Origin of the sequence: Trichormus sp. NMC-1 (assembly GCF_001858025.1) — a bacterium.
In the GTDB taxonomy this organism is placed as follows: Bacteria; Cyanobacteriota; Cyanobacteriia; order Cyanobacteriales; family Nostocaceae; genus Anabaena.
In genome coordinates this window covers 43,685-67,502 of sequence record NZ_LZQD01000005.1, presented here as the reverse complement: position 1 = coordinate 67,502, position 23,818 = coordinate 43,685, and the positions used below count along the sequence as shown (strand labels likewise).

The window sequence follows — 23,818 nt, the reverse complement described above, 5'->3', positions numbered from 1 at the left end:
AGGTATGTGAAGAAGTTCCCTGTTCCCTGTTCCCTGTTCCCTGTTCCCTGTTCCCTGTTCCCTGTTCCCTGTTCCCTGTTCCCTGTTCCCTGTTCCCTGTTCCCTGTTCCCTGTTCCCTGTTCCCTGTTCCCTGTTCCCTGTTCCCTGTTCCCTGTTCCCTGTTCCCTGTTCCCTGTTCCCTGTTCCCTGTTCCCTGTTCCCTGTTCCCTGTTCCCTGTTCCCTGTTCCCTGTTCCCTATTCCCTGTTCCCTTGCCCCAACGACAATTTTTAACGCCCACCTACTTATCGCATACAATAAATTGTCACCTAATATGATATTTTTAACAAGGAATTAATATTTAATTAATTTAATTGTCTGTAACATTATTTAATCAATTGATATTAAAAAAATTATTAATTTTATACATTGACAAATTATTTAGAAGTATGTGATGTTTTAGATGTTGTATTATTGCTTCGCTCTAACTCCCTCTACGCAAATATATTATCTGAAGGTAAAAACATGGCACAAAAAATTATTTACGGCACAGTTAGTGACGATGGAACAAAGCAAACTGGAGCAGGATTTAAGGTTGAATCACCAGAAGCGGGAATCTATTTAATTACTTTTTTAGAACCTTTTGTTGAACCCCCCAGCGTAGTGGCTACTTTAAAGGATTGGGGTGCTGATAATCAAATCATTGTTAAAGAAATCACTACCGAAAAATGTAAAGTTGCCATCTGGGATTTGGGAATTAAACAACAATCAGGCACAGCTTCTCCAGAACTGGTAGTTACCCAAGAAAAGTCAGCTTTTAATTTTATTGCGATTGGTGAAGGTAGTTAAGTGGGAACATTTCCTTAACTTTGAGACAGAGATTGCTATAATCCGATCTTCTTCTACTTAACCCCATTTGCTAGTTATGCCGACGAGCAATGGCTTTGCCCACCGTCGGCATTGTACCAGATCAACAGATAGGATTGCTATAGAGGTGAAACTATAGAAAATTATTGCTATACTATTTTGATTAATAGTAAGTTAAAAAATCCATTTTTAGCCGCTATTCATCAAGACAATGCCAAAAGCAACTTAAAGCTTTTCATTTCACCATAAACTTCACCTATACCATGCCATCAATAGAACCCCTAGAATCTTCATCACCACAACCTATTAGTAATAATTGGTACTTGTTAACTGTGCGTTCTAAAAAGCGGGAAGTCTTTTTAAAATATCTGAAATTTATGATCGACCAAAATAAACTAGAAGAATTAGTTTTAGATATTAAAATTCCCCAAGAATCAGTATATGAAGATATGGTTTTACTGAATCTTAGTAATTTCAAAAACGCCTCTACCTACCTAAAAAAAGTTGAATGTTTTCAGAATATAGAACGTAAACCCTTACAGTCAGAACAGGTTAATCGAATGTTAGGCATTGGGTAAATTGTCTGATGATTAAATAGAACATAAGTAGGTTAACAGAAAAATTTAAAGGTATGTGAAGAAAAGTAAAATCGCCCAAAGCTCTCTTCCTGTTCCCTGTTCCCTGTTCCCTGTTCCCTATTCCCTGTTCCCTTGCCCCAACGACAATTTTTAACGCCCACCTACTTACAGCAGAATTGAAGACGTTTCGGCGAAACGTCTCTACTGACTCCTGCAATCTGCTGTATTACAATAAGAAAAAATCGCACTACATCAAAGTAATGCAATCTAATGTTTAGCTATTAAAAAAACATGAATATATTACTCAGCAGCACTATATTAAACTCTTGCGCCAGCTTTAGTTCCGCCCATTTCTTGTTGAATTCGGCTTTTAGCAGCTTTGAATTGTGTAGCTAATTCCTCACTCTGTTGAGAACTTAAATTGTTGCGAATTGCTGCAAACATTGTGCTTTCTTCTTGGCGCACATGATCCGTAACATCGTCCATCAAGCGTCTGATTCTTTCCTTAAATTCAGGTGCAGTGGGGCTAATACCTTTGAGTTGATCCAAGATAATCCGCCAGCTTGCTTGTTCATCATATAATTCTTGGGTATCAGCATCACCATAAAAAGGCCTGACTCTGGGGTAGACAACTTCCTCTTCGGCAGCAGCATGAGCGCTGATATCCTTATAAAGTTGCCCAAAGTATTCTTGAATTTTTTGTGAATCGTTGCTTTGTAACAATTGTGTAAACAGGATATTTACTTTATTGTGATCCATACGCAGAGCATCTTGGATGTTCATATCTTGTTTGTCAGAATTTTGGGTAACAGCACTACCTACAGCACCGCTAATTGCAGCGATTGCATCTTGTACACGCCCCCAAATTCCTTGATCTGCATCTTGTCCAGTCAGTTCCCGCACACCCAAAATTTCGAGAATTCCTTTAAGTTGTTCTTGGTGGGCGCGGTTCTCAAAGTTAATAGTATTTAAAGAACCAATTGCTGCCATCACGTCAGCACCAACTATCTGTGCAGCTTTGTGAATTGTCAAGCCGTTCATTACTTGTTGATGCTTCAGCAATTCATGCTGAAATACTTTTTCAAAAAAGCTTAATTCATTACCTTGCATTAGTTGGCGAACCTTGTTCACCATTTCTTGTACTGTTTTATCCGCTTCTTTTTGAATGCCGTATTGAATAACTACAGTTTCTAGAATTCCTTGATTTTTGCGGTCGTCATCCAGCATTTTGCGGATATTATCGGTCACTTCCCGATCAGCCGATTCTCTCAAAAATAGTTCCTCATTTTGAATGAGCAACTGTTGAAGTAACTTCATATCTGCCAATTTTACCGCAATAGCATTACGCTTGGTATCATCTAAAGTAGCTACCATTTTGGGTTCTCCTCAAAAAAAACATGATTGATTACTGTTAATAGATTGACATAGATAAGAGGAAGCTTTCATCTTTCTTTGGAACGATACCTTTGTCAACTTAGGGTGGAAAATTAAAAATAATTCTTAATTTTATGATCATTCTTAAGCCAGATATCTAAATTTATCCTCTCGGTTCAATCACTAGATAGATAATTTTTTTAGCTGAATCTTCTAGATTGACTCAAAGATAGTTAAACAGGAAATTAATCCCATTGTCGATTTTAGATTTGAGATTTTGGGCAGAAGCCGATGTCGAGAAAATTCCTACTGCTTAATAATGAGGATGCTAAATAATGGAAACTACAGAAACAACTTCCACACCGTTCCCTAATCTCCCACCAATTATTGAAAGTGACGATAGAGAGTATCAAGATAGTGGCGTACCCAGCACAGTCGCGATGCCTGCGGCGAGCGAAGCTATCGCAGGACATCCCTTACACCCCCTAAGTATAATCTTTCCCATTGCCTTCTTAGCCGCCGCCCTAGGCAGTGACTTCGGCTATTGGTTAACTCGTGATTTTTTCTGGGCTAGGGCTTCGCTATGGTTAATTGGACTGGGATTAGTGACTGGGATTATCGCTTCAGTGATTGGGATGAGCGATTTTTTACAAATCGAACGAGTTCGCAAACGCACCGCAGGCTGGGCGCACTTGATTCTTAACATTTCTATCCTAGTGTTCACAACCATCAACTTTCTCCTCCGCTTAGGAGATCCAGAGGAGAGTATCTTACCAGGGGGACTGATCCTCTCCCTGATTGTGGGGACATTAACTAGCATTACCGGTTGGTTTGGTGCAGAACTCTCCTATCGCCTTGACATACTCACCGAGGTTCTACCTCGGTGATTCTTGACAGTTCATAGTAACTTGCTACCGAAGTAGTCTGACAGTCACTCCCTGCCCGTTTTAGGTCGTGCCGATGCCCCATGCCGACCATTTCTATATTTCTAGATGCGTTTTCATCCCTTTCTTGTTCAGTGCCGCAACTTAAGCAAAGTATTGAGCGAACAGAAAGGTCGATTTTACCCCAACGAAAACCACAGCATGAGCATACTTGGCTTGTTGGTTGCCATCTATCTATTACTCGGAAATCACGATTAAACTTTTCTGATTTAGCCGCGCATTGGTTTCTAAATTCTCGCCACCCCTGTAAACTAATTACCCTAGATAGTCTACGGTTTTTGACCATCCCTGACACATTCAAATCTTCCAAAATAATTACTTGGTTATCGCTAACTATTTTGGTTGACAACTTATGCAAGAAGTCTTTCCTAGTATCAGCAATTTGATTGTGTAATTTAGCAATTTTGATACGAGTTTTGTTTCTCCTTCTTGAGTCTTTTTGTTGTCGTGCTAACTTTCTCTGTAGTTTACGGATTTTGCGGTCATGCTTTGAGTAATCAGGGCTTAAAGCTTTTTCTCCATTACTCATGACAGCAAAAGTTTTCACACCCAAGTCAATACCTATGCTTTGGTTTTTAGCAACAGTAATTCTGGGTTCAATTTCTACTACAAAGCTAAGAAAATATCGGTTAGCGCCATCTTTAATAACCGTGACTGAGCTCGCTTGGGAGGGTAATTCTCTTGACCATATTGGTTTAATTGTCCCAATTTTGGCTAAGTAAACTTCTCCATCTTTTACAGAAAAACCTGCTTTGGTGAACTCTGCTGATTGTGAGTTAGTTTTCTTCTTGAATCTAGGCGTACCAACCTTTTTCCCTTTTCTCTTACCTTTAAGAGAATTGAAAAAGTTTTTGTAAGCAGTATCTAAATGTCTAAGAGACTGCTGTAATGGCACTGAAGAAACATCAGATAGCCATTTTCTTTCATCAGTCTTTTTAGATTGGGTAAGCATTGCCGAGAGTTTGTTGTACCCTGGCAATTTTGTCGAGCGTACCCGCTCGACCGCTTCGCTAACAGATTGCTTGCAGAAAGCTAGAGCATCATTCCAGACAACCCGAACACATCCAAACAACCGGGCTAAATTCTGCTGTTGTTGGTCTGTTGGATAGAATCTGTACTGATACCTAGCTTTCATATTTATGTTAGGATTGGTCTGTTAAAATATTCTACATTGGTTGGTCATAGATGGCAAGTGGGTTAAGGCATGAAAGACATAGCGTTTCAGACCTAAAAATACATTTGGTCTGCGTTACTAAGTATAGGAGAAAAATTTTTACCAATGAAAGCCTTGAATTAATCCACAAATCATTTGTAGAAGTAGCCAAAAAAATGGATTTTCAAATACTTGAATTTAACGGAGAATCAGACCACATTCACGCAGTAATCGAGTTTCCGCCTAAAATTTCTATATCTCAAATCGTTAATGCCTTAAAAGGTGTATCCAGTCGTAGATATGGTCAAGCTGGATACCCTAAACCTTATGGCAAACAGGCTCTTTGGAGTCCTAGTTACTTTGTGTCGTCAGTTGGAGGTGCGCCACTTGAAGTTCTTAAAAAATATATTCAGAATCAAGAAAAGCCGTCTTAGAACGACGGGGTTTTAAACCCATTTTTCTGATAACCCAGGTTCAGTTACAAGTCGGTAATATCAAGTCCGGTTTAAGACTTATCCTTGGGGACGAAACGGGGACGCGGGGACACGGAAACACGGAGATGCGGGGACACGGAGAGTTTTTAATAATATAGCAACGGACAGGGCGGTTAGGACACCAACTGATTATAAAACCTAGACACCAAAAGACTTTTCAGACTGTTCCCTGTCACCTGTCACCTGCTATAAGTGATGATCCGGATTCGATATAACGAGAAAAAAATATCCCCCTTACAAAGGGGGATTAGGAGTGTATCGGATTGTCAAATCATTGTTTTTCAACGCCTGTATGCACAGTTTTTACCCATTTTAAGCGTTTTGGACGGACTGACATCCGAGCAGTAGTACTACTCATGACTACTAACCAGTGCAGCATATATATACTGCCGCGCAGGGTTTGCAGTAGAAACAGAAAATGAGTAGAGATATTCAATTCCTGATCTTGACGTATCCGCTTTAAGCCGGCAAACATTCCTACTACTGACATTGTTACAGACAAGCCAGTAACAGAACTGAACATGGGTGGACGATGACGAACGATCGCCATTAATAAATCTGGTACTGCTGCTGTCGGCAAGATATACATGATCAGCAGAAAGATCAGCAAATCCCAGGTTTTCCGCGTACCCATGCGGTTTTGGAGGATCAGATTCCAATAATCTAAATAGCGCTGATAGCCGCCTTCTGCCCAACGGTTGCGCTGATGCCAAAGAGAGATCGCAGTTGTCACACCTTCTTCTTGCACTGGGGGATAGAACATACATTCAATATCCCATTTATCTAGATTTAGGCGAATTGTCAAATCCAAATCATCGGTGATGGTTTCTTCATTCCAGCCACCGCAGCTTGCCAAAGCTTGACGACGGACAAATTGACCATTACCCCGCAGTTCACCTAGTCCACCAATGGCAGTCCGTTGTTGTTGGAACCAGATATCAACTGCCATTTCTGCCATTTGTCCTTTAGTCCAAAAATTTTCTTTAGCGTTGGCGATCGCTTTTCGCACCTGCACCGCCCCCACCTGTTCTTTTTGAAATAAAGGCACTACTTGTAGCAGTAAATCTGGATTGACTTGAGCATCTGCATCAAATACGGCAATGATGTCTCCTTTAGTCATCGGTAGCACCTGATTCAAGGCTCCCGACTTACCGCCACCGGCTTGGGGAGAACGCCTGAGAACCTTAAGCTGTTTATATTCCTGCGTTAGTTCAGCTAGTAACTGCGGTGTGCTGTCAGTACTATTATCATCAATAATCCAGACTTCATATTCTCCATTGGAGTATTCTAGACTACATAGATTTTTGACTAATCTAGCAATAACAGCTTCCTCATTTTTTGCTGCAACCAACACAGAAACAGAAGGTAAATCTCCTTGTATTTCTTTAGCGTGGTGGCGGGGTCTAGCAAAGATAATACCCAAAGCATGAATGCCTAAGACCGTTGTCAGTCCTAGTATAAAAATGGAACCCCAGGAAACTAAATGCAGAGCGATCGTACCACTCCAGACTATAGTCAATACTAGAGCGGCTTTGGGTCTACGTCCTGGAAACTGAGATGATGGTAAATACACGGCATCTGGCTCTACCACTGACTCCTCTTCTGCCGATAGGTCGGACAACAGAGGATTAAGGGGATCGTGCGATTCGTTGTAAGAGTCCTCTTCGGGCCAGGAATTCGCTGGCATAGTTACTTGATTCAAAAACCAGTATTTGTCCTTAATATACATCAAGGGATGTATTTCCCAAATTTTGAAAAGATGACGCGGAGTTTGGAACACATTCTGTTCCTTCTGCGTTTCTTGTTGACCGAAGAAGACTCTCCAGATGGGGAGACGCGGTGACGCGGAGAGATTATCCCCGTGTCCCCGTGTCCCCGTGTCTCCGTGTCCCTCTTTCTCCGTGTCCCCGTCTCTTTCTGACACTCTCTTTCCTCCTGCCTGATCCAACTACAAATATTTACGCCTTGTCTCAACTAGGATTAAACCCAGCAGCGGCTTTGTCATAGTCAGATTAAGTTACTAAAATTACTAGTGAATCTACGGCGTAAGTCCTACCTTTCATCCGATCATCAGCAATCAACTCATACCATTTTCGAGTTTAGATTTTCGATTTTGCATAGTCAAAGGCTTACTAGATAAGATTTTGGCTATTCCATCTATCGCCATCAAGTTTGCAATTGGTATGACCTGTGAGGCGGCTGCGTATTTTTACCTGATTTGACACGCAGCTATCGAAAAAGAGTTAGTTACTAGCAAAATAATCTGGAAAACGTAGCAATCTGTAACTCTAGTAGGCTTCGCACCTACACGCTCTTTGGTAGAATATCTGGGTCGTTTAATCTGATTATGTCTATCTTTGAGCCAGTCAACAGACCTCATCAACCTTGATACATTAGCGCAAGAACTGGCGACAATCCAGCAAACGGGTTCTAAGCGAATTGCCTTGTTGGGTTCTCGTCATGTGCCAATTACTCATCAGAATCTCATTGAAATGATGACATATGCCCTAGTTTTATCGGGCAATCGCATCATTACCTCTGGTGCTACAGGCAGTAATTCCGCTGCCATCCGGGGAGCAACCAGGGCTGACCCAAACTTATTAACAGTAATTCTGCCCCAAAGTTTGGAACGCCAGCCCCATGAATCTCGCCAACAACTTGAGCAGGTAATGCATGGTGGGAAACCCGCCTACAGCGCTGGTTCACCGCAAGCGATGAGGGGAATAAGAAGTTTTTCATGTGTCCTGGTGTACGCAGTTCATGATGGCTACTTATATTTACTGATAGTGTGTATGAATACCCTTTTTTATGGGAATACTAAAGATGAAAAAGAATACATCTCCAGTGATCAGCTAAGTTGAGGAATATTTAAAAATGTCGTCTATTGACCAACTCCAGCCTGTAACTCCGCAACAAGCTAGTGTTTATTTACCTTACATTCAGGGTAGCAAGCGCACTTTCTTGCCCTATGCCATCAGCCTTTATCAAAAAGGTGTCTTGGAGGGACATCGCAAAATAGAAGGGAGTGATAATGTTCCCTTCGTCGCTACCTGGAATGTTGCTACCCTGCCCTCAGACTTAACCCGTTGCCGAATCCAGTTTGATGGCAATGCTGAATTAAGTTATGAAGTCATGATGGCAAGTTTTGAGTTTATTAATTTTTTAATTGAACTAATGGAAAACTATAAGCGCCACCGCATTAGTGATTTTTCCCAAACTTTTTACCGCAAGTTGCTGCGTGTAGAAGAATAAGGGACAGGAGACAAGAGGTAGGGGCGGTAGGGTGAATGGATATCAGGAGAAGAAGCAGAAGAAAAGAAAACTTTTTGGCATTGCTCCCTTACTCCCCCCTCCCTGCCCTCGAATCTCAACAAATATCTCAAACTAATTTATTCATAACGCCGGCCATCAGAAGCAACTAAAATTAGAAAACACCTAGCTGGGTTCAACAGACGTTTCAAATTAGGAGTGCATGGCGTGCCAACATCTGCTAAATATTTGCTGATTGGATCAGTAGAGACTTACAGTGGTAAATCCGCAACAGTTCTAGGTTTGTCTCATCAGTTAAAGCAAAAAGGACTGGATATAGCCTACGGCAAACCCCTAGGTACTTGTTTGAATGCTGCTGGTGAAACGATACTCGAAGAGGATGTCCAATTTATTACTCACAGCCTCCAACTTCCGGAAAACCGTGTTGCTCAGACTTTGTTAGCTTTAAATGAAGTCACTGTCCAAAAACGCTTACGGGGCGAAGACACAACTAATTATCAGCAGTCTCTAGTGCAGCAATATTTACAAATACCCCGTGGTGATTTGGTGCTGTTAGAGGGTGCTGGTGATTTGTCAGAAGGCAACTTGTTTGGCTTGTCCTTGCTGCAAGTAGCGGCAACCTTGGATGCTGATGTACTGCTGGTACATCGTTATAAATCTCTGCTTTCTGTTGAAGCTCTGTTATCTGCCAAGCAGCTTGTAGGCGACCGCTTGATTGGTGTTGTGATCAATGAAGTTCCTGCTGAACAATTAGAAGTAGGCAATAATCTCTTACGCCCATTTTTAGAACAGCAGGGGATTCCTGTATTAGCGATGTTGCCGAAAAGCGACTTGCTTCGTAGCGTCAGCGTCGGCGAACTGGTAAAACAGTTAAATGCAGAAGTTCTCTGTCGTAGCGATCGCTTAGATTTATTGGTGGAAACTCTGGCAATTGGGGCGATGAATGTGAATTCAGCAGTCAAATATTTCCGCAAACGCCGGAATAAGGCCGTAGTCACCGGGGGCGATCGCGTGGAAATTCAGCAAGCTGCTTTAGAAACTTCTACTCAATGCCTGATCCTCACCGGAAAATTACCACCTCCCGCCTTTATTCTCAATCGCGCCGAAGAATTAGAAATCCCGATCTTGTCTGTTGACCTCGACACCCTCACCACAGTGGAAATTGTTGACCGCGCCTTTGGTCAAGTCCGTGTCCATGAACCTCTGAAAGTAGAGTGCATTCGTCAATTAATGTCCGAACATTTTGACATTGACCGTTTATTGTCTCAACTAGGATTAAACCCAGCAGCGGCTTTGTCATAGTCAGATTAAGTTACTAAAATTACTAGTGAATCTACGGCGTAAGTCCTACCTTTCATCCGATCATCAGCAATCAACTCATACCATTTTCGAGTTTAGATTTTCGATTTTGCATAGTCAAAGGCTTACTAGATAAGATTTTGGCTATTCCATCTATCGCCATCAAGTTTGCAATTGGTATGACCTGTGAGGCGGCTGCGTATTTTTACCTGATTTGACACGCAGCTATCGAAAAAGAGTTAGTTACTAGCAAAATAATCTGGAAAACGTAGCAATCTGTAACTCTAGTAGGCTTCGCACCTACACGCTCTTTGGTAGAATATCTGGGTCGTTTAATCTGATTATGTCTATCTTTGAGCCAGTCAACAGACCTCATCAACCTTGATACATTAGCGCAAGAACTGGCGACAATCCAGCAAACGGGTTCTAAGCGAATTGCCTTGTTGGGTTCTCGTCATGTGCCAATTACTCATCAGAATCTCATTGAAATGATGACATATGCCCTAGTTTTATCGGGCAATCGCATCATTACCTCTGGTGCTACAGGCAGTAATTCCGCTGCCATCCGGGGAGCAACCAGGGCTGACCCAAACTTATTAACAGTAATTCTGCCCCAAAGTTTGGAACGCCAGCCCCATGAATCTCGCCAACAACTTGAGCAGGTAATGCATTTGGTAGAAAATCCCAGTAATGACAATCTGTCTTTAGCTGAGGCAAGTTACCTATGCAATAAAGAAATTGTCTCCCGTTGTCAGCAACTGATCTGCTTTGCTTTTCACGACAGTCGTACCCTACTGCAAACTTGTGGAGAGGCAGAAGAGCAAAGAAAAGTGGTGACACTGTTCTACTTTGACTAAAGTGCAACGTAGTCTCCACATAGCTAATGATAGAGATGGGAAATTACCAATGGTTACTGGGTAATGATTTTTCTAAATTACCCAGTATCCCTTTACGCTCACCAAGCAAAAACTACTAACACTATTCATTCGGTTGATGTCCCTATTGCAACTACCCATGCCTGCTGTTTTTTTGTACTCTATTGCGGCTGCCGCAGTTCTCATCTATGCCCCGTTTTTGTTGGTAGCTTATGCAAGGGCGCGAATTGGGTATGATATTTCTGCTCCTCGCGCCATGTTTGATAAATTGCCACCTTATGCTCAAAGAGCCACCTGGGCGCACCAAAACTCCTTTGAGGCGTTTATGATTTTTGCCGCCGCCGCACTCATGGCCTATGTCACAGGGGTGAATTCTTCTATGGCGGTAATGGCGGCGCTCGCTTTTATTCCCGCTCGGTTGCTATACTCTATTTTTTATATTTTGAATATACCCCTTTTGCGCTCGCTCATGTTTGGTATTGGCTCTTTTAGCTCTGCAACCCTCTTCTACTTGAGTATCATGCAACAGAGGTGATTCGGGAATAGGTGATTGGGGAATAGAAAAAAATGGCGTTGCTGAATAAGGAGATGATTGAGGCTGACGCGGGGACGCGGGGACACTGAGACGCGGTGATTATATAGGGCTTGCAGATTCTCAAATCATCCCGCAATTATGCAACGCCAAAAAAAACAATTACCAATTACTCATTACCCATTACCCATTACTCATTACCAAATTCAACATTTCACATTTAAAATCTATGGCTTCTACTTTTTCTTTTGACATTGTGAGCGACTTTGACCGCCAAGAATTAGTCAATGCTATTGATCAAGTGGTGCGAGACATCAAAAGCCGTTACGATCTCAAAGATACTCAAACTACTGTTGAGCTAGGTGAAGACAAAATTACCATTAGTACCGACAGTGATATGACTTTAGAGGCTGTACACGGCATACTGCGCGAAAAAGCCGCCAAACGCAACCTCTCTCAAAAAATATTTGATTTTGGCAAAGTTGAATCTGCCAGTGGGAACCGCCTCCGTCAAGAAATCACCCTCAAAAAAGGCATCAGCCAAGAAATTGCCAAACAAATCTCTAAATTGATTCGTGACGAATTCAAAAAGGTACAAGCCTCAATTCAAGGTGATGCAGTGCGAGTAACTGCTAAAGCTAAAGACGATTTGCAAATTGTGATTCAGCGTCTGAAACAAGAAGACTTTCCTGTGGCTTTGCAATTTACAAACTATCGTTAGGGACCGGGGACTAAGAAGAGTCAGGACTCAGGAGTCAGGAGTTTTATGCTGAACTAAAAGAACAAACCACCTTAAATTACCTTAAGGCTTGGAATCTGATTGTTCAGCATCTTTTCGATCTGGATTAATCAGCACTATTTGTCGCTGACTGGGATCAAATCGGTATGATTGTTCTTGCCTAATACTCTTAGCTTGTTGGGGATCAAAGTTGCGGCTAAATTCTGCTCGTAAAGTATTGACACGTCCTTCTACCAGCTTGACTTCTGTGCGAATTTCTCGCAACTTGTCTTGTTGTAACCAGTGATAAGCCCTGCCCCCTGCCCCCCTGCTTCTAACCGCGTCCTGCACCGATACTTTTTTGAAACGCCGGACGTTCAGAAACTTGTTTAATATAGTTCAAAACGGCTGGGTAAGAGCTTAAGTCTAACTTCAGCATGATGGGAATATAACCGAGCATAGATCCCACAGCTACATCGGCAACAGTGAATTCATCACCCAGCACAAAAGGTTGCTGCCCAAAAATTTCATTTAGAGGAGTCAATAAGCGGGGCATTTCCTTTTCTCGATTGGCTTCGATAAAAATACCTGTAGCCAAGGTGGAATTGGCAAATAATACCCACTGGGAAAATATGGCGCGTTCCTCTAGTGAAAATGCAGTTTTTCCATATTTTTCAGCAAGATACAACAAAATTGCCCCAGATTCCCACAGTTTAAAATCACCATCAACAATTGCAGGAACTTTACCTACAGGGTTAATTGCTAAGTATTCAGGCTGTAGATGTTCACCAGCTTTCATATCTAGCATCACAAATTCATAAGGAATTTCCAGTTCCTCTAAATACCACTTGATGATTGATGCACGACTAAAAGCGCCACCGTAAAGTTTCAACATAATTACCTAAAATCAAAGTACTTTGTGAGTGTGGGAATGTTGTTTAACGTTGTCTTCTTTGCTGACAACTCTGGCAGCATTTAGTACTCGTTTCCGTTCCGTAGAATAATTAAAATCGGTTTTGGTTGCACCAACGGGGATAAATAATTGGGCTGATTGACGACGCTTGTAGGTACGAGCAGCGGAAAATGCCCTTAGCACAAATTCATCTCCGAACTGTGCTGACTCTGGAATTCCATTAGGCATAACCAGTGTATCACCGTCCAATATAGATCCTAAAGTTGTTGCATAGGCAAGCTTGTAGGATGTAGGAATGCCTTTTAATATCGCTTCTAATGCGGCTGAGGGAATAGGCTCTATAACTTCAATTTGATGCACTTCTCCATCATCTTTGTAAAAGCAAGTTGCCAAGCCGATCACAATGTAATCATCGGTTGTGAGATCGTTCGCATTGGAATAAGAAATTGCTGTTGTCATCGTCAAATTTACTCAAAATTTAAATTTAGGAGTTGGGGAGTTGGGGAGTTGGGGAGTTGGGGAGTTGGGGAGTTGGGGAGTTGGGGAGTTGGGGAGTTGGGGAGTTGGGGAGTTGGGGAGTTGGGGAGTTGGGGAGTTGGGGAGTTGGGGAGTTGGGGAGTTGGGGAGTTGGGGAGTTGGGGAGTTGGGGAGTTGGGGAGTTGGGGAGTTGGGGAGTTGGGGAGTTGGGGAGTTGGGGAGTTGGGGAGTTGGGGAGTTGGGGAGTTGGGGAGTTGGGGAGTTGGGGAGTTGGGGAGTTGGGGAGTTGGGGAGTTGGGGAGTTGGGGAGTTGGGGAGTTGGGGAGTTGGGGAGTTGGGGAGTTGGGGAGTTGGGGAGTTGGGGAGTTGGGGAGTTGGGGAGTTGGGGAGTTGGGGAGTTGGGGAGTTGGGGAGTTGGGGAGTTGGGGAGTTGGGGAGTTGGGGAGTTGGGGAGTTGGGGAGTTGGGGAGTTGGGGAGTTGGGGAGTTGGGGAGTTGGGGAGTTGGGGAGTTGGGGAGTTGGGGAGTTGGGGAGTTGGGGAGTTGGGGAGTTGGGGAGTTGGGGAGTTGGGGAGTTGGGGAGTTGGGGAGTTGGGGAGTTGGGGAGTTGGGGAGTTGGGGAGTTGGGGAGTTGGGGAGTTGGGGAGTTGGGGAGTTGGGGAGTTGGGGAGTTGGGGAGTTGGGGAGTTGGGGAGTTGGGGAGTTGGAGAGTTGGGGAGTTGGGGAGAAATTATTACTTTCTGCCCCTATTCCCTATTCCCTATTCCCTATTTTCTGTCACCATATGCCTAACGGCTACCGCCCACACCAATCACCCAATTTCTGTCTTGTTGGCATTCTACCAAGTTGTTACTCTGACTACTTGACTAGTCTTCGAGATTGATGTAATTCTTTCGGGAATTAGACTTGAGGGTGAAGTATATATTATTGGGTTTATGGCTAACTAGATTTAAGTAGCCATTATCAACTGGGTACACCAGAACCGAGGAAAAAGGAATTAAGGGCTAAAGACTAGGAACTGGCATTTTTTACTCAGCACAACTTGCGGGAAATTGCCTTCCAGTTATCTAAAGCACTCAGAAATTTTTCAGACTAGGTTCAATTCAGTTCTTTCAGCAAAAAAAAGACTACTGAAAAAGTGACACAGTTCTAAACCCACTCATAGGCGAAAAACTATAATTTTATTTCACCGAGCAAATAGCTCAAGCAGAAAAATATGGATCATCACTCCTTTCTAGCTTCTGGTAGTCAACAAAATCAACGTTGCCAGTCCCTGAGTAAAAAAACTTTATATACGCAAATTGCTGAAGCAAAACGTAACAGTGAATCAGATATAGAGAATACTTACTTACGGTCTTGTGCTTTGAAGTTAGCTCAACAAGGAGATTACATTGAAGCGATCGCTTTGTTAAGCCAACTTATTGACAATCATCCCGACAATGCAGTTAATTACAACAACCGAGGGCTGATTTATTTTCAAAGTGGTGATTCTCAAAAAGCCCTGTACGACTACAACACAGCAATGCAACTGAATCCCAAGTTGGCTAGTGCTTATAATAACCGGGCTAATTACTATGCTGCTGCTGGGGAGTTAGTAGCCGCCCTATCTGACTACGATCAAGCCCTAGATTTGAATCCTCGCCATGTTCGCGCTTGGATTAACCGTGGCATTACTTTGCGTGAATTGGGGCAGTACGCGGAGGCAATTGAAAATTTTGAGACTGTACTGCTGTTTGGTCAGCTACAAGGTCATATTTGGGCTGAACGCGGTAGAACTTATCATCTTTGGGGTGACTGGAATTGTGCGATCGCTGATTATTACCGCTCCCTGACACATCTAACCTCCCTCGATACCAGTCAGGATATTTCTGCTTACCGCTTACGGTTACAACTGGAAAGCTGGTTAAACGAGTTGCTGAATCCTTACGTCAACTGATTGGCAGCTTTTTAACACAGGTTTAAAAATTCCTAAAAAATAATTTTTTAACTTTGAATTGGTCAATAGCAGACCTATGGGCTGATTTGCTAATAGATCATTCCCGCAAAAGAGGGAATCCAGATTGTCTTATGGAACATAAATACAGCAGGAGTCAGGACTCAGGAGTCAGGAGTTTTATGCTGAACTAAAAGAACAAACCACCTTAAATTACCTTAAGGCTTGGAATCTGATTGTTCAGCATCTTTTCGATCTGGATTAATCAGCACTATTTGTCGCTGACTGGGATCAAATCGGTATGATTGTTCTTGCCTAATACTCTTAGCTTGTTGGGGATCAAAGTTGCGGCTAAATTCTGCTCGTAAAGTATTGACACGTCCTTCTACCAGCTTGACTTCTGTGCGAATTTCTCGCAACTTGTCTTGTTGTAACCAGTGATAAGGCAAAAGTTGTACCAAGGCAGATACTGCTGCTGTAGCAATGACCAAGTTAACAGTTATCTTGGCTGTGGTTTCCAGCGCCATCACCTGGTAAGAACGTTGGCGAAGATGTTTTTTTGGTCGAGGTAAAGATCGACGACGTGGTTCTACTGGGTGTAGCGGAGGTCTGGATGGTTGAAACGCGTTCATGATGCTAAAAAGAGCCTCGCTGGTTGAAGGGAAGCACCGTCAAAAGCAAACTGGCGCTAATTGCGGCTTGATTTAGCTGCCATATTACTCCATTTTTTGAAAATTTCTACAGTGTTACATGATTAAAAAAAAATTACCTGGCGTATACAGGTACATTTCGCCAACGTAACTCACAGCTTAAAGCCTCAAGCCTTGGGAAAATGTACCCTCTACTGCCAAGGTGATTAGTCTTGTGAACGTGTCACATCTGGGCTTTATTTATAAAGTTCAGTAGCTAAACGCCAAGCTAGAATGCCTGGAATTAGAGCCACAGCTAGAGCGATGTACACTTGAGTATCAGATATAGGCATGGTGGAAACCCTCCTAACGTCAAACTAGATGATTAACCGATCCAAAAAAGCTAACTAGCTGTTAACCTTCGTTTACTACTTTTCACTGTTTTGCCAAGATTGGGGAATATCTTGTTACAAGATGCAACAAAAACCATGATGGGGAGACGGGGTGATGAGGAGACGCGGAGATCGGGAGATGGCAGACACGGAGACACGGAGATGGGGAGACACGGAGATGGGGAGATGGGGAGAAATAATAACCTTCTACCCCTTGCACCCTGCGCCCTGCTTCTACTTCATGAACTCGTAAACAGGTGAATTTATGGTTTTGTACTTGGGTATTGACTTTGGTACTTCCGGCGCACGGGGTGTGGTGATTGATGATGAAGCTAGGATTTTGTCCCAGATGCGTTATCCCTGGGAAATGGCGATTGATGCTGACTGGGTAACAACTTGTTGGGAAAAAGCGTTATGGAGGCTGTTAGCAGCAATTTCAGGGGAATTGGGGCAACAAATTGGGGCGATCGCTATCAACGGTACTTCATCCACTATTTTACTCACCGATAAAACTGGTCAGCCTGTAGATGCGCCATTGTTGTACAACGATGCACGGGGATCAATGGTGTTAAAGGATTTGATCAACATTGCACCACCCAACCATACCGTATTGAGTGCAACTTCCAGTCTTGCCAAACTTTTGTGGATGCAGCAATTACCTTCTTTTCGCCAAGCTAGATATTTACTACATCAAGCCGATTGGTTGGCTTTTCTACTGCATGGACAATTAGGCATCAGCGATTATCACAACGCTTTAAAGCTAGGTTATGACGTGGAAAAGTTCCAATATCCAGAATGGCTGGAAAAATTGCAAATTCCGATTCAGTTACCGCAGGTTTTAGCACCTGGTACTCCCATTGGCGAATTACGTCCAGAAATTGCCTCTAAATTCGGTTTACGGCGTGATTGTTTGGTGTGTGCTGGGACAACTGATAGCATTGCCGCTTTTCTAGCTAGTGGGGCAAAATTGCCGGGGGAAGCAGTAACTTCTTTAGGTTCTACTTTGGTACTCAAACTTTTGAGTCGTACCCGTGTAGAAGATGCGCGATATGGAATTTATAGCCATCGTTTAGGTGATTTGTGGCTGACTGGGGGTGCTTCTAATACAGGTGGTGCAGTGTTAAAGAATTTTTTCACTGATGAAGAGTTAGTCAGCTTCAGTCGGAATATTGATGTATCAAAACCGAGTGAATTAGATTATTATCCCTTGTTGAAGGAAGGCGATCGCTTTCCCATTAATGATCCCCAACTACTTCCAAGACTAGAACCCCGGCCAGACAATCCTGGAGAGTTTTTACATGGCTTGTTAGAAAGTATGGCGCGGATAGAAACGCAAGGTTATGAATTATTACAAAATTTAGGTGCTGATCAATTAACTCGTGTTTACACTGCTGGCGGTGGTGCAGCGAATTCTGCTTGGATGGGTATTAGAGGTAGATATTTAAAAGTTCCTGTTACTGCCTCTACAAACACAGAAGCAGCTTATGGGACGGCGCTTTTGGCAATGCAGAAATTAGGAACTTCTTATTTAGGATCGCTATAATTTTTATTATGCAAAAAAAAGTGAAAGTTAAACCAAATTCCAAACAGCAGAAAATTTTAGAACAGGAAGATGGTAGTTTAATTGTGAATTTAAAATCACCACCAGTTGATGGTAAAGCCAATGAAGAGTTAATTAAGCTATTAGCAGCAAATTTTGATGTACCCAAATCCTATATCAGAATTAAGTCAGGTTTATCATCTCGACAAAAACTCGTAGAAATTGATGATGTATAGAATATTTTATAGGCAAAGCTAAATTATTTAATTCTTACTTTTTCGTTCTTACTAACTTCTAAAGGTAAGAAAATCGTCAGCACTTCTCCACATCGAGGACTCTGACGCACAATCAACTTACCACCAATGGCCTGAAACAGATGCTTCGTTGCCGCAATATTTAAACTAATTGTTCCTGTTTCCGGTTGGAACATTAATAATTGACCTAAAGATTTACGAATTGGTAGTGTTGCAGTTCTGGTTGAATCGTGACAATCCAATTGAGGAGATAATTGTAACTTGAGTTGATCACCTGCTGGACTAACCTGAACTTGAATAGAACTACCGGGAGGTAAACTACGGGTAAAATTTTCCATTAAGCCAGTCAGTACCCGATCTAGCATAGCGGGATTACTTACCACCGTTGGCAATTGCTGAGGTAAAGCCACATCTAAAGTTAAATTTCGTCGAGTTGCAGCTTGTTGCCAACGAGGAATACTTTGCTGCAATACTTGATCTAGAGACATGGGCGTTAGATGTGTATTTGCAGATTTAGCTGCCGCACAATTTTCTAATTCAGCTGCTTTAAACAGCAACTCCATGCGATCAATTTGTTCAGTACATTCGTGATCAATAACTCCTAAGCGATTAATTACAGTAGTAGGTAAATCCTTTCGCTTGAGTAACAAACGAGTCAAAGTACGAATTGTTGTTAGTGGGGTACGGACTTCGTGAGCAAAGGCTTGTAGTAATTCTACATCGGGACGAGAGGATGGTTTTGCTGACGGGGAAACAGAAATATGGTGAAGTGGGGAAATAGGAGAAATATGTGTGACTTTATCCGCTTCTGGCTCTGCTAATTCCTGAAGCAGCAACTGGCTAAATTGAATTATAGTGTGATAGTTTGGTGCAACTGGGGCGTACTTTTCGACTAAATCGTCTAACTCAGCAAATAATTCTGGATTAGTCAAGATTACCCTAGCGCCGAGCGATCGCCAAGCCTGCTGCACTACCTCTGGTTCAAAGGAAAATAAAAATTCTTTTTTACCGCTTTTGTGTTCTGACAAAACCAGAACTAATCTAAATTTTTCTGTGAATACCAAGCAAAATCGCTCTGATCCCAGAGGATCAGCAGGTAATAAAGGTAAGATAGATTCATCGGGATTGATTTCATCAGGTTCGTAGCCGCAGCCTGTCACTCGCGTAGCGTTTGGGAGAGAAGACATCACTTCTGGTACTACACTCCCCGCAATTGCTGGTGAGATGTGAAAGGGCATCAAAGCCAACGGATTAAAAGGTTTTGCTGTAAAAGTTACTGTTTGTAAACTTTGAGTCAGTTTTGGTTGACTAAATAAGGGTGCTGGTGCAGTTAAAACTAAACCTTGAGTGATGTCAGACGAAGTTGTGGCTAAAGAATTGAGTAGTAGATGTTCTGTAGCTGCCAAACTGATGCGCCATTGCTGCTCGGCTTTGGCAGATGAACAATCAGCCATACTTGATTGGCTCTGGGCTAAAACTTCCCTCAAACTTGGCAAGATCCATTCGTACACAGGTTTTCACCCCTTCGTTGATTCAATAGCGTCTGACGGCAGCTAAAGCAGACATTGCACTACATACTTACGAGGTTATAGTGATTTCTGTACTAATGACAGTCGTAGAACCGAACAATTAAGGCGAAATTTCCCCTGGATTCATAATTATCAAGCAGAGGGGAGTATGAAGTCAGCCAATTACCTTTTCCCCTATCACCCCACAGTTTATAAAATTTTGATGGAAGATGCGTCAAACTGCTCCAAATCTGATAACATCAAGTGACCTATGTGGGACAGCATGATCTACCGTTAAAAAGCGGCTAAGACTCTAACTCATGTCAATAGAGAGTCTTTTGCCAAATACCAGTCTCCACAAGTCTGTAACCATCCAGAAAATTGAATTGGTGTTTGTCGGTATAGGCTAATGGATTTGAGCCGACAGAAGTTGTCCTAGTTTCAATTTTCTACAAATCCGGTGCTTGCTTAAGCACTAATTTTTTCTTGTGTTTAATTTCTGTTTTAAGATTCGCTCCTGGGCATCACACACTCAGTAAATCGCTTCAAGTACTCAATTGGGAGATAAACATGAAAAAACTAATTCCTTTCCTCGTTAGTGGCATTTTAGTAGCGGGCGTTGTTGGTTGCCAAGAAGCTCCTAAAACTGGTTCAGAAACTCCTGGTACAACCAATGAATCTCCTTCAGTACCAGCTAAACCCGCGTCTGAAACTACACAAACTACAGATAAAACTGTTCAACCTACTACAGCAGCTACAACCACACCACAAGCTACAACTACACCAGGAAACACAACTACAAAAATTACTCCTGGGGCTACCAAAGCTACCAGCGACTTGAAAACTGAAGTTAGCAAAAAGTTAAAAGAAGCTTTACCTAGCAATAAGTTGGAAGTAGAGAATAAAGAAGGTGAAATTATCCTCAAAGGTGCAGCTACTTCTTCTGAAGAACTCAAAAAAGCTGAAACTTTGGTTAAGGAAGTCAAAGGTGTGAAAAGCGTTAAGGTAGAAGCAAAAGTTACACCTGTGCAAAAGCCATAAACTTATAAATCACAAAGTTATACTTGACAGGCATCTTGCCTGTTTTACGGAATGATTTATTTGAGCAAAAATCATTTCTGAAATCGATATCGAAACTTGTCAGGATTTACATTTATGGTAAGTCCTGTTTTTCGTTTGCTTATAGTACAGCAGGAATCAGGGAATAGGGAATAGGTAGGATTTTAGATTCTGAAACACAGACAGGTAATGGTTTTGGGCTATGCATCTGTCACAATCATTTTTCAATTTGGTATAAATAAACTAAAGAGAAAAAAGGCTATAATACTTGCAATATAAGAGTTTTAACGTCTTCTGCTCAAAAAATCATCTCAATCTCCGATTCCGGTTTCTACCTGTTGGGGATATGCGGAAATGGCAATATATTGTTACAATACTTAACAACGTTCATCAACCCGGTGGCTTTCTTCATGATAGTTAAGACACTTCCCCCTAGTTACCGATCAAGTCCGGAGGACAGTCACGCAGGCGAATTGTCCGTGATTGAAGTAGTACCAGAAAATGTTACACAAACCTTGGTTAACAATTCGCCAAGATTTTCAGCATCTCAACAACAGACAATACTAGCTACAGCTAAAGCTGAACCAGAGATGCTGCTTTATGATCCTGAAGAGATACGCGCCTATTACAAAAGTAAACCTTGGCAGGTTTTTCGGCGGATTTTGGCAGTTTTACAACCAATTTTTTCCTTTGTTTTGGGGATATGGTGGGATAAAAAACGGGGAATTGTCGTCAAAAATGATAGCCGACGAGCTATTGAATTACGAATTTTGCTAACGAAATTGGGGCCTGCTTACATCAAAATTGGACAGGCTTTGTCTACCAGGCCGGATTTAGTTCCTCCGGTGTATCTGGAAGAATTAACTAAACTACAAGATCAATTACCGGCTTTTGCTAACGAAATCGCTTACCAGTTTATCGAAGAAGAGCTAGGAGCAACCCCAGAGAATATTTACGCGGAAATTTCCACTGAGCCAATTGCAGCGGCTTCTTTAGGACAAGTTTACAAAGGTAAGCTGAAAACTGGGGAAGAAGTGGCGATTAAAGTCCAGCGTCCAGATTTGCGGGAAAGTATCGCTATTGACTTGTATATTTTGCGCTATTTGGCTGGTTTGGTGCAGAGAAAAGTCAAACGGGTACGCAGTGATTTAGTCGGGATTTTGGATGAATTGGGCGATCGCATTTTTGAAGAAATGGATTATATCCACGAAGGCGAAAATGCTGAACGCTTTTTTCAATTATACGGTCATATGCAAGACATATATGTACCGAAAATTTACTGGGAATACACCAATCGTCGTGTGTTGACGATGGAGTGGATTAATGGGATTAAATTAACCCAAGCACAAGAACTTCAGGATCTGGGTATAAATGCCCGTTATCTTATTGAAGTAGGAGTACAGTGTTCTTTGCGTCAATTATTAGAACATGGGTTTTTCCATGCTGACCCCCACCCTGGTAATTTGTTAGCTACCTTTGATGGTAAATTGGCTTATCTTGACTTTGGGATGATGAGCGAGATTAAGCCACCACAGCGTTATGGTTTAATTGAAGCGATCGTTCACGTCGTTAACCGTGACTTTGACTCATTAGCCAAAGACTACGTTAAATTAGAATTTCTCACCCCAGAAACCGACTTAACACCAATTATTCCCGCATTTTCCAGAGTATTTGCTAATGCTCAAGGTGCAAGTGTAGCCGAACTCAACATTAAAAGCATCACCGATGATTTATCAGCTTTAATGTATGAATATCCCTTCCGCGTACCTCCCTACTATGCTTTAATTATTCGTTCTTTGGTGACTTTGGAAGGTATTGCTATTTATATCGATCCTGATTTCAAAGTTCTCAGTGAAGCTTATCCTTACGTTTCTAAACGCCTGTTAACAGATCCAGCAGATGAATTAAGAACATCATTGCAAGAGTTACTATTTAAAGATGGTAAATTCCGTTGGAATCGCCTAGAAAACTTGTTAACAAATGCCCGGAAAAATCAAGAATACGATTTGAACTTAGTATTAAATCAAGGAGTAGAGTTTCTGTCTTCTGAACGGGGTGCATTTATTCGTGACAGGTTGGTCGATGAGTTTGTGAACGGAATTGATGCTCTCAGCAAAAATGTCATGCATAATTTTACTTATGTATTGAGAGAAAGGGTAGGTTTGACAGCAGTTAATGAAATGCCCGGTGCTACATTAGAACAACAACAAACCTTAGATAATATCAAACGCATTTTGGGTATTCTTCGACAAACTAAGGGATTTGATCCTGCTCAACTTGCTCCTCAGGTAGCTCAGATACTTGTTAATCCCAGAGTGCATCATTTAGGTCAACAAATTGCTAATCGCTTTACACAAAAAGCTGTCACAAGGTTAATTCGCCAATTGTTAGCATCAGAATAAAATAGGTAATTGGGGACAAATCCATTCAAAATTCAAAATAACCCCTGGTTTTAGACATGGGGTGTCCCCGTGTCCCCGTGTCTTCTTCAATACTGTTCATGAATTATTTTGTTGTTGATCGTTTTTGTCGCGGTTAAGACTTTCTTCTAAGGCTTGAATTTGTTCACGACGGGCTTCTAATTCCAAGGAACGACGTGCTAAATCTTGGTTTTGCAACGTTAAACATTGTCGCCAATTTTCCGCTTTATCTGCTTCCTGTTGTAAAAACTCTGGAGTAATACCAGTTGTGAGGTAGGTTTGCACTACATTCAGTACCCATTTGGTAGCATCTTCAATTATTTCAACTTCACCTGTAGGGGAAAGCTTTACTAACACCAGCATTTTTTCACTTAAGGTATTTCCTTTCCCCAGGAGAATAAACGCCTCTTCGGAAATCATTGACCAACAATATTCAGTTTCCTGACTTGCTAATAAGTGTAATTGGTACTGGTCTAAAAATTCGTTTTTACGTACTTGAGCTAGGTATAGCATTGTCGCTATTAGGTAATTGGTGATTGGTAATTGGTAATTGGTGTTGGCGGTAGCCTGCCGTTAGGCATATGGTGATTGGTGATTGGTAAGTTTCTTCC

General features: G+C 42.0%; 26 protein-coding genes and 2 pseudogenes. 17 read left to right on the top strand and 11 right to left on the bottom strand.

Annotated elements, in window-relative coordinates; translation table 11 throughout:
* Positions 1 to 280, bottom strand: a pseudogene (locus A9Y75_RS16545) (Zn-dependent protease with chaperone function); the annotation flags it as partial.
* 128 nt (positions 281 to 408) lie between these two features.
* Here A9Y75_RS16545 and A9Y75_RS16540 point away from each other — a divergent pair.
* Together A9Y75_RS16540 and A9Y75_RS16535 are read left to right on the top strand one after the other, a co-directional pair.
* Entirely contained in the window at positions 409 to 828 is a 420-nt protein-coding gene (locus A9Y75_RS16540) for a hypothetical protein (protein ID WP_143046443.1), read from the top strand.
* Between the two features lie 281 nt (positions 829 to 1,109).
* Positions 1,110 to 1,424 carry a chromosome segregation ATPase gene (locus A9Y75_RS16535; RefSeq protein WP_071190646.1) on the top strand — a complete coding sequence of 105 codons (315 nt, stop codon included), beginning with the start codon at positions 1,110 to 1,112 and terminating at the stop codon, positions 1,422 to 1,424.
* 318 nt (positions 1,425 to 1,742) lie between these two features.
* Here the strand turns inward: A9Y75_RS16535 and A9Y75_RS16530 are convergent, their stop codons facing one another.
* Positions 1,743 to 2,798, bottom strand: a complete 1,056-nt coding sequence (locus A9Y75_RS16530) for a hemerythrin domain-containing protein (protein WP_071190645.1) — start codon at positions 2,796 to 2,798, stop codon at positions 1,743 to 1,745.
* A 335-nt stretch (positions 2,799 to 3,133) separates the two neighbouring features.
* Between A9Y75_RS16530 and A9Y75_RS16525 the strand changes: the two genes are divergently transcribed.
* On the top strand, positions 3,134 to 3,685 hold the full coding sequence (locus A9Y75_RS16525; RefSeq protein WP_071190644.1) for a DUF2231 domain-containing protein: 552 nt from the start codon (positions 3,134 to 3,136) through the stop codon (positions 3,683 to 3,685).
* Here A9Y75_RS16525 and A9Y75_RS16520 read toward each other — a convergent pair.
* The gene (locus A9Y75_RS16520) at positions 3,663 to 4,877 is read right to left on the bottom strand and encodes an RNA-guided endonuclease TnpB family protein (RefSeq protein WP_071190643.1); all 1,215 of its coding nucleotides are present in this window, start codon (positions 4,875 to 4,877) and stop codon (positions 3,663 to 3,665) included. The genes A9Y75_RS16525 and A9Y75_RS16520 overlap by 23 nt on opposite strands.
* A gap of 50 nt (positions 4,878 to 4,927) precedes the next feature.
* On the opposite strand from A9Y75_RS16520, the gene tnpA reads away from it, so the two are divergent.
* A complete protein-coding gene (gene tnpA, locus A9Y75_RS16515; protein ID WP_071190642.1) occupies positions 4,928 to 5,329 on the top strand; it encodes an IS200/IS605 family transposase in 402 nt (133 codons plus the stop codon).
* Between the two features lie 331 nt (positions 5,330 to 5,660).
* Here tnpA and A9Y75_RS16510 read toward each other — a convergent pair whose 3' ends face one another.
* Entirely contained in the window at positions 5,661 to 7,076 is a 1,416-nt protein-coding gene (locus tag A9Y75_RS16510) for a glycosyltransferase family 2 protein (RefSeq protein ID WP_071190941.1), read from the bottom strand.
* Between the two features lie 670 nt (positions 7,077 to 7,746).
* On the opposite strand from A9Y75_RS16510, the gene A9Y75_RS30410 reads away from it, so the two are divergent.
* The 6 genes from A9Y75_RS30410 (at position 7,747) to A9Y75_RS16480 (ending at position 12,086) form a co-directional block, all read left to right on the top strand.
* Positions 7,747 to 8,250 carry a DNA recombination-mediator protein A gene (locus tag A9Y75_RS30410; protein ID WP_343232442.1) on the top strand — a complete coding sequence of 168 codons (504 nt, stop codon included), beginning with the start codon at positions 7,747 to 7,749 and terminating at the stop codon, positions 8,248 to 8,250.
* A gap of 13 nt (positions 8,251 to 8,263) precedes the next feature.
* Complete coding sequence (gene ebsA, locus A9Y75_RS16500; protein WP_071190641.1) at positions 8,264 to 8,641, top strand: type IV pilus biogenesis protein EbsA; 378 nt, start codon at positions 8,264 to 8,266, stop codon at positions 8,639 to 8,641.
* Between the two features lie 225 nt (positions 8,642 to 8,866).
* Positions 8,867 to 9,961, top strand: a complete 1,095-nt coding sequence (locus A9Y75_RS16495; RefSeq protein WP_071190640.1) for a phosphotransacetylase family protein — start codon at positions 8,867 to 8,869, stop codon at positions 9,959 to 9,961.
* Positions 9,962 to 10,311: 350 nt separating this feature from the next.
* Positions 10,312 to 10,815, top strand: coding sequence for a hypothetical protein (locus A9Y75_RS16490; protein ID WP_016951795.1), 504 nt, complete (start codon positions 10,312 to 10,314; stop codon positions 10,813 to 10,815).
* Positions 10,816 to 10,951: 136 nt separating this feature from the next.
* A complete protein-coding gene (locus A9Y75_RS16485; RefSeq protein WP_071190639.1) occupies positions 10,952 to 11,368 on the top strand; it encodes an MAPEG family protein in 417 nt (138 codons plus the stop codon).
* A gap of 226 nt (positions 11,369 to 11,594) precedes the next feature.
* Positions 11,595 to 12,086 carry a YajQ family cyclic di-GMP-binding protein gene (locus A9Y75_RS16480; RefSeq protein ID WP_071190638.1) on the top strand — a complete coding sequence of 164 codons (492 nt, stop codon included), beginning with the start codon at positions 11,595 to 11,597 and terminating at the stop codon, positions 12,084 to 12,086.
* Positions 12,087 to 12,167: 81 nt separating this feature from the next.
* Here A9Y75_RS16480 and A9Y75_RS16475 read toward each other — a convergent pair.
* From A9Y75_RS16475 to A9Y75_RS16465, 3 genes and pseudogenes are all read right to left on the bottom strand, one after another.
* Positions 12,168 to 12,392: pseudogene (locus tag A9Y75_RS16475) on the bottom strand (hypothetical protein); the annotation flags it as partial.
* Between the two features lie 25 nt (positions 12,393 to 12,417).
* Positions 12,418 to 12,978 (bottom strand): glutathione S-transferase family protein, encoded by a 561-nt coding sequence (locus A9Y75_RS16470; RefSeq protein WP_071190637.1) that lies wholly within the window; start codon positions 12,976 to 12,978, stop codon positions 12,418 to 12,420.
* A 12-nt stretch (positions 12,979 to 12,990) separates the two neighbouring features.
* Positions 12,991 to 13,455, bottom strand: coding sequence for a hypothetical protein (locus tag A9Y75_RS16465; protein WP_071190636.1), 465 nt, complete (start codon positions 13,453 to 13,455; stop codon positions 12,991 to 12,993).
* 40 nt (positions 13,456 to 13,495) lie between these two features.
* Here A9Y75_RS16465 and A9Y75_RS28595 point away from each other — a divergent pair, with 40 nt between their 5' ends.
* The gene (locus A9Y75_RS28595; RefSeq protein WP_071190635.1) at positions 13,496 to 14,338 is read left to right on the top strand and encodes a hypothetical protein; all 843 of its coding nucleotides are present in this window, start codon (positions 13,496 to 13,498) and stop codon (positions 14,336 to 14,338) included.
* Between the two features lie 350 nt (positions 14,339 to 14,688).
* The gene (locus A9Y75_RS16455; protein WP_071190634.1) at positions 14,689 to 15,408 is read left to right on the top strand and encodes a tetratricopeptide repeat protein; all 720 of its coding nucleotides are present in this window, start codon (positions 14,689 to 14,691) and stop codon (positions 15,406 to 15,408) included.
* A gap of 215 nt (positions 15,409 to 15,623) precedes the next feature.
* On the opposite strand, the gene A9Y75_RS16450 is transcribed toward A9Y75_RS16455, so the two are convergent.
* Both A9Y75_RS16450 and psaM read right to left on the bottom strand, forming a co-directional pair.
* Entirely contained in the window at positions 15,624 to 16,037 is a 414-nt protein-coding gene (locus tag A9Y75_RS16450) for a hypothetical protein (protein ID WP_071190633.1), read from the bottom strand.
* 254 nt (positions 16,038 to 16,291) lie between these two features.
* Positions 16,292 to 16,387 carry a photosystem I reaction center subunit XII gene (gene psaM, locus A9Y75_RS16445; protein WP_006196319.1) on the bottom strand — a complete coding sequence of 32 codons (96 nt, stop codon included), beginning with the start codon at positions 16,385 to 16,387 and terminating at the stop codon, positions 16,292 to 16,294.
* Positions 16,388 to 16,486: 99 nt separating this feature from the next.
* Between psaM and A9Y75_RS27715 the strand changes: the two genes are divergently transcribed.
* From A9Y75_RS27715 to A9Y75_RS16435, 3 genes are read left to right on the top strand one after another with little or no spacing between them, the layout of a single operon-like run.
* On the top strand, positions 16,487 to 16,687 hold the full coding sequence (locus A9Y75_RS27715; protein WP_236721437.1) for a hypothetical protein: 201 nt from the start codon (positions 16,487 to 16,489) through the stop codon (positions 16,685 to 16,687).
* A 4-nt stretch (positions 16,688 to 16,691) separates the two neighbouring features.
* On the top strand, positions 16,692 to 17,969 hold the full coding sequence (locus A9Y75_RS16440) for an FGGY-family carbohydrate kinase (protein ID WP_071190632.1): 1,278 nt from the start codon (positions 16,692 to 16,694) through the stop codon (positions 17,967 to 17,969).
* An 8-nt stretch (positions 17,970 to 17,977) separates the two neighbouring features.
* Positions 17,978 to 18,202, top strand: coding sequence for a DUF167 domain-containing protein (locus A9Y75_RS16435; RefSeq protein WP_071190631.1), 225 nt, complete (start codon positions 17,978 to 17,980; stop codon positions 18,200 to 18,202).
* A 23-nt stretch (positions 18,203 to 18,225) separates the two neighbouring features.
* On the opposite strand, the gene A9Y75_RS16430 is transcribed toward A9Y75_RS16435, so the two are convergent.
* Positions 18,226 to 19,731 carry a HAMP domain-containing sensor histidine kinase gene (locus A9Y75_RS16430; RefSeq protein WP_071190630.1) on the bottom strand — a complete coding sequence of 502 codons (1,506 nt, stop codon included), beginning with the start codon at positions 19,729 to 19,731 and terminating at the stop codon, positions 18,226 to 18,228.
* Between the two features lie 567 nt (positions 19,732 to 20,298).
* Here A9Y75_RS16430 and A9Y75_RS16425 point away from each other — a divergent pair.
* Positions 20,299 to 20,769: a BON domain-containing protein gene (locus tag A9Y75_RS16425; RefSeq protein WP_071190629.1), complete on the top strand. Its 471-nt coding sequence runs from the start codon at positions 20,299 to 20,301 to the stop codon at positions 20,767 to 20,769.
* 428 nt (positions 20,770 to 21,197) lie between these two features.
* A complete protein-coding gene (locus tag A9Y75_RS16420) occupies positions 21,198 to 23,189 on the top strand; it encodes an AarF/ABC1/UbiB kinase family protein (protein ID WP_083389638.1) in 1,992 nt (663 codons plus the stop codon).
* Positions 23,190 to 23,285: 96 nt separating this feature from the next.
* Here A9Y75_RS16420 and A9Y75_RS16415 read toward each other — a convergent pair whose 3' ends face one another.
* Positions 23,286 to 23,720, bottom strand: a complete 435-nt coding sequence (locus A9Y75_RS16415) for a hypothetical protein (RefSeq protein ID WP_071190628.1) — start codon at positions 23,718 to 23,720, stop codon at positions 23,286 to 23,288.
* Between the last annotated feature and the right edge of the window lie 98 nt (positions 23,721 to 23,818).

Bases quoted from the DNA above. Each gene is read 5' to 3' on its own strand.
- A9Y75_RS16535 (WP_071190646.1), top strand. From the start codon at position 1,110: ATGCCATCAATAGAACCCCTAGAATCTTCATCACCACAACCTATTAGT.
- A9Y75_RS16530 (WP_071190645.1), bottom strand. From the start codon at position 2,798: ATGGTAGCTACTTTAGATGATACCAAGCGTAATGCTATTGCGGTAAAA.
- A9Y75_RS16525 (WP_071190644.1), top strand. From the start codon at position 3,134: ATGGAAACTACAGAAACAACTTCCACACCGTTCCCTAATCTCCCACCA.
- A9Y75_RS16520 (WP_071190643.1), bottom strand. From the start codon at position 4,877: ATGAAAGCTAGGTATCAGTACAGATTCTATCCAACAGACCAACAACAG.
- tnpA (WP_071190642.1), top strand. From the start codon at position 4,928: ATGGCAAGTGGGTTAAGGCATGAAAGACATAGCGTTTCAGACCTAAAA.
- A9Y75_RS16510 (WP_071190941.1), bottom strand. From the start codon at position 7,076: ATGCCAGCGAATTCCTGGCCCGAAGAGGACTCTTACAACGAATCGCAC.
- ebsA (WP_071190641.1), top strand. From the start codon at position 8,264: ATGTCGTCTATTGACCAACTCCAGCCTGTAACTCCGCAACAAGCTAGT.
- A9Y75_RS16485 (WP_071190639.1), top strand. From the start codon at position 10,952: ATGTCCCTATTGCAACTACCCATGCCTGCTGTTTTTTTGTACTCTATT.
- A9Y75_RS16480 (WP_071190638.1), top strand. From the start codon at position 11,595: ATGGCTTCTACTTTTTCTTTTGACATTGTGAGCGACTTTGACCGCCAA.
- A9Y75_RS16470 (WP_071190637.1), bottom strand. From the start codon at position 12,978: ATGTTGAAACTTTACGGTGGCGCTTTTAGTCGTGCATCAATCATCAAG.
- A9Y75_RS16465 (WP_071190636.1), bottom strand. From the start codon at position 13,455: ATGACAACAGCAATTTCTTATTCCAATGCGAACGATCTCACAACCGAT.
- A9Y75_RS16455 (WP_071190634.1), top strand. From the start codon at position 14,689: ATGGATCATCACTCCTTTCTAGCTTCTGGTAGTCAACAAAATCAACGT.
- A9Y75_RS16450 (WP_071190633.1), bottom strand. From the start codon at position 16,037: ATGAACGCGTTTCAACCATCCAGACCTCCGCTACACCCAGTAGAACCA.
- psaM (WP_006196319.1), bottom strand. From the start codon at position 16,387: ATGCCTATATCTGATACTCAAGTGTACATCGCTCTAGCTGTGGCTCTA.
- A9Y75_RS16440 (WP_071190632.1), top strand. From the start codon at position 16,692: ATGGTTTTGTACTTGGGTATTGACTTTGGTACTTCCGGCGCACGGGGT.
- A9Y75_RS16435 (WP_071190631.1), top strand. From the start codon at position 17,978: ATGCAAAAAAAAGTGAAAGTTAAACCAAATTCCAAACAGCAGAAAATT.
- A9Y75_RS16425 (WP_071190629.1), top strand. From the start codon at position 20,299: ATGAAAAAACTAATTCCTTTCCTCGTTAGTGGCATTTTAGTAGCGGGC.
- A9Y75_RS16420 (WP_083389638.1), top strand. From the start codon at position 21,198: ATGATAGTTAAGACACTTCCCCCTAGTTACCGATCAAGTCCGGAGGAC.
- A9Y75_RS16415 (WP_071190628.1), bottom strand. From the start codon at position 23,720: ATGCTATACCTAGCTCAAGTACGTAAAAACGAATTTTTAGACCAGTAC.